This is a genomic window from Serratia sp. (in: enterobacteria) (genome assembly GCF_046715635.1).
In the GTDB taxonomy this organism is placed as follows: domain Bacteria; phylum Pseudomonadota; class Gammaproteobacteria; order Enterobacterales; family Enterobacteriaceae; genus Chania.
Genome location: NZ_JBKJYW010000080.1, coordinates 1 through 11,498 on the forward strand (window position 1 = coordinate 1; position 11,498 = coordinate 11,498).

The following is an 11,498-nucleotide window of genomic DNA, read 5'->3' on the forward strand; positions in this document are numbered from 1 at the left end:
CATACGGTCAACCAACTCTATCTGCAAAGGAATAAGGAACACCAGATGCGTAAAGTAACAAAATTGATGGGTATCGGCCTGTTAGTGCTTGGCCTGGCGGCCTGTGATAGCGCCACCAAAGACAGCAGTGCGCCAGCAGGCAGCGCAGCAGCCAGTGTCCCAACCGGGCAACAGGTGAGTTTATCGGATGGCAAGCTGACCTTTACCCTGCCAAACGGTTTAGCCGATCAGAGCGATAAGCTGACCAACCAGCCAACTAACGTGCACATCTATGCCGACAGCACCAACCAGCGTGCGGTGATCGTGATCGTTGCTGACAAGGCAGCGGGCGATCTGGACACCCTGGCCAAGCGGATGGAAGAGCAGCAACACTCCCGCGATGCCAACCTGCAGGTCATTACCAATAAAGCGGTTGAAATTAACGGCACGCCAATGCGCCAACTGGATACCGTGATCACCGTGGCTGGCCAAAAAGCCTACTCTGGCGTGCTGCTCGCTATGTTGCCAGACGGTAAGCAACTGACCCTGCAAATCACGCTGCCAGCAGATAACCAGCAGCAGTCTCAAAGCGTAGCGGCTGGCGTCTTCAATACTGTGAAGATCAAACAGTAATCGCACTGGGCCAGCATGCTGGCCCGTTTAATCGGTTACGCCAATGCCTGTGCTAACAGGGTGATCGGATGTTCACAGCGCTTGCTGGTGGACATCTCGATCTGCCATTTGCAGGTTTCACAGTCGGTGATTACCATATCCACCCCGCTCGCTTCAATCTGGCGAAATAGCGAGGCACCAATGCCTTGCGAGGTTTCATAGTTTTCCGACTTGAAGCCGTAAGTCCCGGCGATACCGCAGCACTGCGAATCCAGCACCACCAGTTCCAGCCCAGGGATTTGCCGCAACAACTCCAGCGTATAGGCCGTCCAACCCATTTTCTCCATATGACACGGCGTGTGGTAAGCCACCCGCAGCGGCGTCTGTTTAAGCGGCAAAGAACGCCCTTGGCTGATCAGACGATAGAGATAACGCGTTGCTAGCTCTACTCGTTCACGCACCGCCGAGGTGTCCACGTCCAGCAAATGCGGATACTCATCACGCAGGGTGAAGGTGCAGCTCGACGAAGTCGCCACCACCGGTATGCCTTTGGTCAGGACCGCATCATGCAGTGATTCCGCATTCACTTTGGCCTGTTTCTTCGCCTGCGCAATAAAACCGTTGGCGATCAGCGGTACGCCGCAGCATTTTTCACGTTTGAGCAGCTGCACGCCGATATCCATAGCGTTAAACACTTTGATCAGGTCTTTGCCAAGCTGCGGATGGTTGTAGTTGACAAAGCAACCGTGGAAAAATGCCACCTGCTCGGCATAGCGCTGCTGCTGTTCCGCCTGCTGGCGGTACCAACGGCGGAAGGTGCCAAACGAGTATTTCGGCAGCTCACGCCGATGGTCGATCTTCAGCGCCTTATCCAACAGCTTGCGCACCGGCTTCAGGCCGGTAGTCGCGTTAACGATAGGCGCAAACGGCGTCGAGAGCGTGCCCATGATGTCAGTGTGGCTGAGGATGGCATCGCGCAGCGTCGGTTTGCTTTGGCTGAAATTAGCCCGGGCGCGTTGGATAATATCGCCGATTTTAACGTCGGAAGGGCAAGCCACTTCGCAGCGCTTGCAGTTGGTACAATACTTCAACGCTTCATCATAGAGCGCCGGATCTTTCAGCCGCAGGCGTTCCCCATCCGGCCCGGCCTGTTTTGGCCCTGGATAGAGCGGGTTAGCCTTGGCGACCGGACAATAGGTGGTGCAGACGGTGCATTTGATGCAGCTCTCGAAGCTGTTGTCTGGTAACAGGCTCATGCTGAAACCTCCTGGGCCAGGATCTGTTGGGCTACGTGCAGCGCACCGAGCAGCGAAACCCCGGCACCACAGCCCTGCTGCAACGGATCGTAACCGCCAACCACGGCACCGATAGCATACAGATTGGTCATCACCTCCCCCTGTTTTAACGCCCGCAGTGCGGTATCGGTCTGAACCCCAAATTGCAGGTACGGTTGCGGGGCAAACAGATCGGCATTGCTCCAGTCGGCGCGTTCGGTTTTGCTATACACGTCGAGGCCAAATACCGGTTCACGAATGCCGTCAAAAGCGGCCACCAGGCCGTTACTGAAGAAACTGCCGCTGGCCAGTATCACCTGCTGCGCCCGCAGCGGAATATCGGTGTGATTGCGGGTATACAGACCGGTGACGCGCTGCCCGTCGAAGCTGGCACGCAACACGCTATCCCCCGGCATAAATACCCCACCCAGTTGCTGCAAGCGCTGGCGCAAGGCCTGATGCAGCCGCATGCCGAGCACGGAAGGCGGCAGCGTGGGTAACAGATAAACGGGCTTACCGACCAAGCGGCGCAACGTCATCAACGGTTCATCATCCTCTAGCCCCAGGCAGGCTGGCAGCAGGATGGCCTCGGCCTCGCCTGCCTGGCGCGTGATCTCCTCCGCCATCAGCGCCAGATGTTCTGGCAGATCCAGTACGCGGGCGATATTCACCGCGCGGAACTCGCTGGGATTATTACGCAAGCGATCCAACACGGGCAAATGTAAGAATGCCACTTCTGTCTTCAGGCCCTGCTCCTGAATCAATGAGCTGGCCGCCATCTGCGGTTGGAAATCCAGAAAACCCTCAATCCCCAGTACGGCGATATTCTGCCACGGCAGCTTGCCGTCCAAGGGAGAAACAGGGATCGCCTGGGGGCTGAGCCAGGTGGCACGGCGCGTCCCAAGCGGGGTCACGCGCAGATGGTTTTGGCTGCTATCACCCTGCATCTGCCACCCGCAACGCTGTAACAGTTGCTCGGCTTGCGTAGCCAGCGCGGCCACCTGTGTGGCCCCCATCAGGCTATACGGATGCTGTGGAGCCTGCAGCGCCAGTTCGGGCAAAGCTGACAGAGGTGATTCCACCGGCGTACCATCGGGCAGATGGGCCAGCAGATCGAGCGAGCCGGAAGAAAAATAGAGCGCACTTTGGCCAGAACTGACCACTGCGCAACGTTTGCCATGCTCGGCTAAACGGATAGCGCAGCTCAACCCGGCCAGGCCACCACCAATCACCACCGCATCAAATTGCATCATCCGCCTCCTGCTTAGCGTCACCTTGCGCATCTAACCCGCATAACCCTTGATATACCCAACTGGTGAATTCGCTCTCCCGCAGGGCATCGCCCCAGGCGATAGGCCGCACGCCTTTCCAGCGTTCATTGAGGAAATGGGACAGTTGGGCAATGGATTGCTGCGGCGTTACCACATTAAACCGCGTCAACAAACCTGCGGCACGGCAGGCACACAGTTCGCCCTGGCAGGTTCCCATCCCAACGCGGGTACGGCGGCGCAGATCGACCAGATTATTGACGGTAAGAGAATCCACCGCATAGCGCACCTCACCGGCAGTCACGGCTTCACACTCACAGACCAAGCTGTTGTCTAGCCGATTTCCGGAAGGGACCAGGCTGGCGCGATCGCCATGACGATACACCGCCGAACCCCGGATGCTGGCAGGCAGTGAAACCACGCTGCGCACCGTTTCTTCGGCACTCTGACGGGAGCCGGGCAACGCCACTTCCGCCGTGGTACAAGGGCTGTCGATGCCCAGCTTGGCGCAGACCAGGTCGGTAGTCCATTCAGCCATCAGCCGGTAAGTCATCAACTTGCCGCCGGTAATGGTGATAAAGCCCTCCAACCCATCGCGCGCCGCATGGTCGAGCAGTACGATGCCGCGGCTGACGTTGCGCCCGGAAGGATCGTCGTCGCTGGCGACCAGTGGCCGCACGCCCGCATAGGTACGCAGAATGCGCGTTTGTGCCAGTTTCGGGGACAACAACGTGCCTTCACGGATTAAGATATCCACTTCCTGTGGCGTCACCACCATGTTGTCGATCTGGTCGTAATCGATGTGGGTGGAGGTGGTGCCAATCAGCGAAATGGTGTCGCCAGGCACCAGAATGTCGGCATCCGCCGGTTTGCGGCAGCGGTTAATCACCATGTTATTGATGCGATGGCCCAAGATCAGCAATGCCCCTTTGGCAGGGAACATGCGGATGCGCAGATCGGCATACTCGGCAATTTGCTGGCCCCAGATCCCGGCGGCGTTGACCACCACCTGAGCATGAATATCGTACTGCTGTGCAGCCTTGTGATCAAAAACGCGCACGCCCGTCACGCAATCGCCGGTACGCAACAAACCGGTAACCTGATGATAGGTGAGGATCTGTGCGCCATGTTCACGCGCATCAAGCATGTTGGCCGCCGTTAAGCGGAAAGGATCGACGGTGCCATCCGGCACTCGCACCGCGCCGATCAGGGCGGGGTTAGCCGCAGGCTCCAGGCGTAATGCCAACGCAGGGTCAATGGCTTCGGCCTCAATCCCCGCGCTGCGACAGGCGGTAATAAACTGCTGCTGAAAGGCCAACGAGTCCTGCGGCAAGGTAATAAACAGGCCGTCGGTGCGTTCGATGCAGTGGTGGGCAATACGCTTGAGGATGCGGTTTTCTTCAATGCATTCGCGAGCCGATTCGCCATCGGTGACCGAATAGCGCGCCCCACTGTGCAACAACCCGTGGTTGCGGCCAGTAGCACCGGTCGCTATATCATGTCTTTCCAGTAAAACGCAGCGCAGACCGCGTCGCGCACAGTCACGAGCAATCCCCGCGCCGGTAGCTCCGCCGCCAATGATGATCACGTCCGTTTCGGTGATTGGTGAGTTGTTGCTCATCTCGCCCCCTGAGCCTGTAATTATGGGTTTATTTAGCCACAGTCAGCAGGGTCTTTGTTTGATAAGGAACAATAACGAACAGAAAACGAAAATAATATGGCCATAAAAAGCCATGAATGTGACCAATGTCACGTATTTGTGCTATTTAGCCATTCCAAAATGTTAACCAATCACTCAAAATCCGCCTCAGTTTCATAAAAGTGTAACAAATGAGCCATCCATCACAGTGACACCGGGGGGTTTTCTCTAGCATTACGCTCGTTATGGAACATTTAACAACACTTCAGGTATCCGCAAGCTCATCTTCAGGACAGCCGTTTCCTGTTGAGGCAATAAACAGATAAAGCCATCGGAGGCGCTCATGTTGAGTATTTTTAAGCCAGCTGCACACATTTCTCGTGTGCCAGTCGACAAGGTAGACCCGCTCTACCGTAAGCTGCGCTGGCAGATTTTTATGGGGATCTTTTTCGGTTACGCCGCCTACTATCTGGTGCGTAAAAACTTCACCCTGGCGATGCCATATCTGATCGATCAGGGCTTCAGCCGTGGTGACCTGGGCTTTGCCCTGTCGGGGATCTCCATCGCTTATGGTTTCTCCAAGTTCATCATGGGTTCGGTTTCTGACCGTTCCAACCCGCGCGTGTTCCTACCCGCAGGCCTGATCATGGCCGCATTGGTGATGCTGTTTATGGGTTTTGTGCCTTGGGCAACCTCCAGTATTGCGGTGATGTTCGTGCTGCTGTTCCTGTGCGGCTGGTTCCAGGGTATGGGTTGGCCGCCTTGTGGCCGTACCATGGTGCATTGGTGGTCACAGAAAGAGCGTGGCGGTGTCGTTTCGGTATGGAACTGTGCGCACAACGTTGGCGGCGGACTGCCTCCACTGCTGTTCCTGCTGGGGATGGCCTGGTTTAATGACTGGCATGCGGCGCTGTATATGCCTGCCTTTGGTGCGATCCTGGTAGCCCTGATCGCCTTCGCCTTGATGCGTGACACCCCGCAATCTGTTGGTCTGCCACCGATTGAAGAGTACAAAAACGACTACCCGGATGATTACACCGAAGAAGCAGAAGAAGAGCTGACAGCCAAGCAGATCTTCATGCAGTACGTGCTGCCAAACAAACTGCTGTGGTACATCGCGATCGCCAACGTGTTTGTGTATCTGCTGCGCTACGGCATCCTGGACTGGTCACCAACCTACCTGAAAGAAGTAAAACACTTCGCGCTGGATAAGTCCTCCTGGGCCTATTTCCTGTACGAATACGCCGGCATCCCAGGCACCCTGCTGTGCGGCTGGATGTCGGACAAGGTGTTTAAAGGCAACCGTGGTGCTACCGGGGTGTTCTTCATGGTTCTGGTAACCATCGCCACCATCGTTTACTGGCTGAACCCGGTGGGTAACCCTGGCATCGATATGGCCTGTATGATCACCATCGGCTTCCTGATCTATGGCCCAGTCATGCTGATCGGCCTGCACGCGCTGGAACTGGCACCGAAGAAAGCGGCAGGTACCGCCGCAGGCTTTACCGGTCTGTTCGGTTACTTGGGCGGCTCGGTCGCAGCCAGCGCCATCGTCGGCTATACCGTTGACTACTTCGGTTGGGACGGCGGCTTTATGGTGATGATCGGCGGCAGCATCGGTGCGGTGATCCTGCTAATCCTGACCATGTTCAGCGAGAAGAAACACCACGCAGAAATCGCGGCCAAACGCGGCTAAAAGCTAAGCGGGCGCAGCATGCTGCGCCCCTACATGGCGAGCCGCTGAGGTTCGTCAATCATCTTAAGGCCGCGCTGCGGCCTTTTTCTTACCTCTACAACATGGAGCACCACAGAATGCGGACTCAAACCAAAGCCCTGCTCACAGGGATCATTCTTGCCACTTCAATGCTCAGTGCCGCCCAGGCTGCGGATAAAGTGGTTATCGCTCACCGCGGTGCCAGCGGCTATCTGCCGGAACATACGTTACCGGCCAAGGCGATGGCTTACGCGCAGGGTGCCGACTTCCTTGAACAAGACCTGGTGATGACCAAAGACAACGAGCTGGTAGTGTTGCACGACCACTATCTGGATCGCGTCACCGATGTCGCCGAACGCTTCCCGGACCGGGCGCGTAAAGATGGCCGCTACTACGCCATCGACTTTACGTTGCCTGAGATCAAATCGCTGAAGTTCACCGAAGGCTTTGATATCAAAGACGGCAAGCAGGTGCAAAGCTACCCAGGCCGCTTCCCGATGGGCAAATCCGACTTCCGCGTCCACACCTTCCAGGAAGAGATCGAGTTCGTGCAGGGCCTCAACCATTCAACCGGCAAGAACATCGGCCTCTACCCGGAAATCAAGGCTCCCTGGTTCCATCAGCAGGAAGGAAAAGACATCTCCACCAAGGTGCTGGAAGTCCTCAAGCAATACGGCTACACCAGCAAGAGCGACAACGTCTACCTGCAGTGTTTTGATGCCAACGAGCTGAAACGCATCAAGGATCAGTTGGAACCCAAGATGGGGATGGATCTGAAGCTGGTGCAACTGATTGCCTACACCGACTGGAACGAAACCTACGAGCAGAAGGCCGACGGCAAGTGGGTCAACTATGACTACGACTGGATGTTCAAACCGGGCGCGATGAAAAAGATTGCCCAGTATGCCGACGGCATCGGGCCTGACTATCACATGCTGATCGTCGAAGAGCAGTCCAAGCCGAACCAGATCGTGTTGACCGAGATGGTCAAGGACGCTCATGCCAGCAATATGGCGGTGCACCCTTACACCATTCGTGCCGATAAACTGCCGAAATACGTCACCGACGTGAACCAGTTGTTCGACGCGATTTACAATCAGGCGGGTGTTGACGGCGTGTTTACCGACTTCCCGGACAAGGGCGTACAGTTCCTGCAAAAGCAGGGGCAACATAAGTAACCAGAAAGGGCGCAGCCGGTGAAGACTGCGCCCCGATCACTTAAATCGAGTACATTTTACGCAGGTAGTGAGGCACGGCGTCATCAACGTTGGAGCCAATCACTTCCAGTTCCGGCAACTTGTCTTTCAGACGCTGCTGGGCATCCTGCATGATGCAGCCTTTCCCCGCCATCGACAGCATTTCCAGATCGTTCATACCGTCGCCAAAGGCGATGCACTCTTTGAGCGAATAGCCGATGATCTTGGCTACTTCTTCCAACGCATGGCCTTTCGAGACGCCTCCAGCCATCACTTCCAGGCAGGTTGGGAACGAGAAGCTGACGTTGACTCGATCGCCCCAGCGCGCGTTGATGGCATCTTCCAACGGCAGCAGTTTTTCATGTTCGTCGCAGGTGAAATACACCTTGCACACGCCATCGGTTTCCAGCAAGCCTGGCTCAAACAGCTCATATTTGAAGATGGATTCCTGGAAAAACTCTTCCTGCTCCGGGCTTTCACGGTTCATGAACCAGTCGTCGTTGCGGTAGACGTTGGTCAGGATATCCTGGTTGTCGTGCATCATGTTGTACAGATCGCGGGCGATATCCTCATCCAGGTTGTGGCTGAAGATCAGCTCACCGGCGGTGTTATGTACCCGCGCACCGTTGGAGGTGATCATAAAAGCACTGATGCCGAGATTATCGCGGATCTGGGAAACGTCGACATGGTGGCGGCCGGTAGCGAAAACAAAGTGCACGCCCTGCTGCGTCAGCAGCTGCAGCGTTTCTTTGGCGTACGGTGTCAGGGTGTGCTCAGGGGACAGCAGAGTGCCATCTAAATCGGAAGCAACGACGTGATACATAGCGATATGTTCTAACCTCTAGTGGAATTTTCGGCGGCAGCAGTACCACCTAAGTGCTGAGCAAAGAAACGCAGGATTGCGTTCAGTGCCTCGGCGCGCATCGCGTCCCGTTCGAACAGGATCTCATGGCGAGCGCCTTTGATAACCCACGGTTTTCCCCCTTCACAAGGGTGCCCCGCGTCTGACAGTGCCTGACAAAAAGCGCGCTGGGAACGGTTGTCGACCACCCGATCCTCACCGGCCTGCAATAATAAAATCGGCGTAGTGATGTTAGCAGCCTGGGCAATGATCTGCTGCCCGGCCTGAATACTTTCCTTGACCCAGTGATAGGTTGGCCCACCGACCCGCAGCTCGGGATGATCGGCGTAATAACGCAGGTTGCGGCGATAACGCTCGCGGCTGTGGGTCAGCGTATTGACCACAAAGGGCAAGGGCCGCCAATGCCCGGTACCAACCGCGTAATAGTCACGCAGCCCTGGGCGCTTTTCCGTCCAGTTCAAAATCCCGTTGGCCATCCAGCCCGGCATCGGCAGATAAATGCCCAACATCGGCGCGCAGAGTGCTACGGCGGCAAACGCCTGTGGCTCACGTGCCAAAAACTGCGCCAGTATCGCGCCCCCCATCGAGTGTGCCAGCGCGACGTGCTGCCGGTAACCCAAGGGTTTCACCTGCTGATGGTAAAACTGGGCAAAATCGTCCACGTAGTCGGCAAAGTTTACCACATGCCCCCGGTGCGTATCTGCCAGCATCCGCCCGGACAGCCCCTGACCACGATGATCGATGATCATCACGTCATAGCCGCTGTGGAACAGATCGTACGCCACTTCCGGGTACTTGATATAGCTTTCGATGCGCCCAGGGCTGATCACTACCACCCGTTGGTGCAGAGGGGAAGCAAAGCGCACAAAGCGGATCGGCACGTCCCCCACGCCGGTGAACTCCCCTTCCTCACGTCGCCGCCAAAAATCCAGCAGAGGCCCGGTCGCGAAGGCAGAGAACTGCTTTTCACGGTTTAACCATTCAGCGGGATCGAGGGTGATTGACGACATGGCCTACCTTTTAACGGGATGTTCAGAGAGGTAAATGTGATCTCTGGCACGGGAAATCATACTAGCGTATTGTGGCACAAATTGGTGACAAATTGGTGTATTCAGGGAGCATTGCGATGACCTTAGACTGGTGGTTAACTTATCTGCTGACAACCCTTATCCTCAGCCTTTCCCCCGGTTCCGGTGCTATCAACACCATGAGCACCGGCATCAGCCACGGTTATCGCGGAGCGGCGGCGTCGATCGCGGGCCTGCAGGTCGGCCTGAGCATCCATATCGTGCTGGTGGGCATTGGCCTCGGCGCGGTGGTTTCCCAATCGCTGCTGGCCTTTGAATTGCTGAAATGGTTTGGTGCGGGTTATCTGGTGTGGCTGGGTATCCAGCAATGGCGCGCCGCAGGCGCGTTGGATCTGCACACTCTGGCAGGCACCATGCCACGCCGCCGCCTGTTTCGCCGCGCCGTGCTGGTGAATCTGACCAACCCCAAGAGCATCGTGTTCCTGGCAGCCCTGTTCCCTCAGTTCATCATGCCCAACCAGCCACAGGCCGAACAATATTTCATTCTCGGCGTCACCACGGTGGTAATCGATATCCTGGTGATGATTGGCTATGCCACGCTGGCCACGCGCATTGCCGGTTGGTTAAAGACCCCGCGCCAAATGCAACTGCTGAACCGGATATTTGGCTCGCTGTTTATTCTGGTGGCGGGATTACTGGCAACGGCAAGAAAGGCATGAGAATGTGATTCCAGGCGTTATTGTCGCAGGCAGTTTGGACACGGCCAGCGCACAGGACCCGCAGCGTACGTTGAAGTACGTGAGGAGTCCGAGCACTGCCCGGGTTCAAAATGGCAAGTGAAATAGCCTAGCGGGTAAAAATCAGGTGCAGACCAAAACCGGTGAACAACACCCCGGCTAAGCCATCGATCCATTTCGCCATCCGCTGATAGCCCCGGCGCATGGCGGGTAACGCGAAGATGATCGCCACCAGGGTGAACCAGATAAAGGTTTCACCGGTGATTAGAGCGAACAATCCCCAACGCGCTCCGGCCCCCACATCCTCACCGACAAACAGCGAGAACACGCTACCAAAGTAAATGACCGCTTTCGGGTTGGAAAGGTTGGTGAGCAAGCCACGGATAAAGCTGCGGCCCGGCTTGGGTAATGCCACCTTCACCTCTTCTGCCGGAGCAGTTTGCGCATTCTGGCTACGGGCGGAACGCAGCAGTTGCCAGCCCATCCAGCACAGATACAGGCCACCGCCCACCATGATGATCTGGTGCAGCCAGGCCATCTTCTGCAGGATCAGGTTCAACCCCAGCAGCGCCACACCGGCCCAGACCATTACGCCAAGGGAGATCCCCACCACGCCCATCATCGCTTCGCGACGGGAACGGCTGGCTGCGGTTTGCGAGACAAAAAAGAAGTCCGGCCCTGGGCTCATCAGCGCAATCAAATGCACCATCGCCACCGTTAAAAACAACATCAGCATGAGTGATTATCCTTATTCGTCGTCACCGTCGAGGTGAGCGCGGATCATCGCCATAAATGGCGCACCAAAACGTTCCAGCTTACGCTGCCCCACGCCGTTGACGCTCAACAACTCGCTGGCCCTGATCGGCATCTGCTCGGCCATCTCCAGCAGCGTTGCATCGTTGAACACCACGTACGGGGGGATGTTCTCTTCGTCGGCGATCGATTTACGCAGCTTGCGCAGTTTGGCAAACAGCTTGCGATCGTAATTGCCGCCGTAGGATTTCTGGTTGGCGCTGCTGCGTACCTTGAAGCTTTGAATACGCGGCACCGCCAGTTGTAGCACCACTTCGCCACGCAGCACCGGGCGCGCGGCTTCGGTCAGTTGCAGCGCCGAATGCATCGCAATGTTCTGGGTGATAAAGCCCAGATGGATCAGTTGGCGCAGCACGCTGGTCCAGTGTTCGGTGGT

11 protein-coding genes are annotated in these 11,498 nt (G+C 56.7%); 4 read left to right on the forward strand and 7 right to left on the reverse strand.

Features of this window, described 5'->3' with window-relative positions:
- The first annotated feature begins 45 nt into the window (after positions 1-45).
- On the forward strand, positions 46-612 hold the full coding sequence (locus tag ACLQ7H_RS03800; protein ID WP_411751526.1) for a DcrB family lipoprotein: 567 nt from the start codon (positions 46-48) through the stop codon (positions 610-612).
- A gap of 35 nt (positions 613-647) precedes the next feature.
- Here ACLQ7H_RS03800 and glpC read toward each other — a convergent pair whose 3' ends face one another.
- From glpC to glpA, 3 genes are read right to left on the reverse strand one after another with little or no spacing between them, the layout of a single operon-like run.
- Positions 648-1,847 carry an anaerobic glycerol-3-phosphate dehydrogenase subunit GlpC gene (gene glpC / locus ACLQ7H_RS03805; protein ID WP_411751518.1) on the reverse strand — a complete coding sequence of 400 codons (1,200 nt, stop codon included), beginning with the start codon at positions 1,845-1,847 and terminating at the stop codon, positions 648-650.
- Positions 1,844-3,115, reverse strand: a complete 1,272-nt coding sequence (gene glpB, locus ACLQ7H_RS03810; RefSeq protein ID WP_411751527.1) for a glycerol-3-phosphate dehydrogenase subunit GlpB — start codon at positions 3,113-3,115, stop codon at positions 1,844-1,846. The genes glpC and glpB overlap by 4 nt, the downstream gene beginning before the upstream one ends.
- Positions 3,105-4,754, reverse strand: a complete 1,650-nt coding sequence (glpA, locus tag ACLQ7H_RS03815) for an anaerobic glycerol-3-phosphate dehydrogenase subunit A (protein WP_411751519.1) — start codon at positions 4,752-4,754, stop codon at positions 3,105-3,107. The genes glpB and glpA overlap by 11 nt, the downstream gene beginning before the upstream one ends.
- 361 nt (positions 4,755-5,115) lie before the next feature.
- Here glpA and glpT point away from each other — a divergent pair, with 361 nt between their 5' ends.
- Positions 5,116-6,468 (forward strand): glycerol-3-phosphate transporter, encoded by a 1,353-nt coding sequence (glpT, locus tag ACLQ7H_RS03820; RefSeq protein WP_411751520.1) that lies wholly within the window; start codon positions 5,116-5,118, stop codon positions 6,466-6,468.
- Positions 6,469-6,584: 116 nt separating this feature from the next.
- Entirely contained in the window at positions 6,585-7,664 is a 1,080-nt protein-coding gene (gene glpQ, locus ACLQ7H_RS03825) for a glycerophosphodiester phosphodiesterase (protein WP_411751521.1), read from the forward strand.
- A 40-nt stretch (positions 7,665-7,704) separates the two neighbouring features.
- Here the strand turns inward: glpQ and yigL are convergent, their stop codons facing one another.
- Both yigL and pldB read right to left on the reverse strand, forming a co-directional pair.
- Positions 7,705-8,505, reverse strand: coding sequence for a sugar/pyridoxal phosphate phosphatase YigL (gene yigL / locus ACLQ7H_RS03830; RefSeq protein WP_411751522.1), 801 nt, complete (start codon positions 8,503-8,505; stop codon positions 7,705-7,707).
- A gap of 11 nt (positions 8,506-8,516) precedes the next feature.
- The gene (pldB, locus tag ACLQ7H_RS03835; protein WP_411751523.1) at positions 8,517-9,554 is read right to left on the reverse strand and encodes a lysophospholipase L2; all 1,038 of its coding nucleotides are present in this window, start codon (positions 9,552-9,554) and stop codon (positions 8,517-8,519) included.
- A 116-nt stretch (positions 9,555-9,670) separates the two neighbouring features.
- Here pldB and rhtB point away from each other — a divergent pair, with 116 nt between their 5' ends.
- Entirely contained in the window at positions 9,671-10,291 is a 621-nt protein-coding gene (rhtB, locus tag ACLQ7H_RS03840; protein WP_411751524.1) for a homoserine/homoserine lactone efflux protein, read from the forward strand.
- A 127-nt stretch (positions 10,292-10,418) separates the two neighbouring features.
- On the opposite strand, the gene rhtC is transcribed toward rhtB, so the two are convergent.
- Positions 10,419-11,045 (reverse strand): threonine export protein RhtC, encoded by a 627-nt coding sequence (gene rhtC / locus ACLQ7H_RS03845; protein ID WP_024529543.1) that lies wholly within the window; start codon positions 11,043-11,045, stop codon positions 10,419-10,421.
- A 12-nt stretch (positions 11,046-11,057) separates the two neighbouring features.
- The coding region (locus ACLQ7H_RS03850) for an HRDC domain-containing protein (protein ID WP_411751525.1) at positions 11,058-11,498 on the reverse strand (441 nt) is incomplete at its 5' end.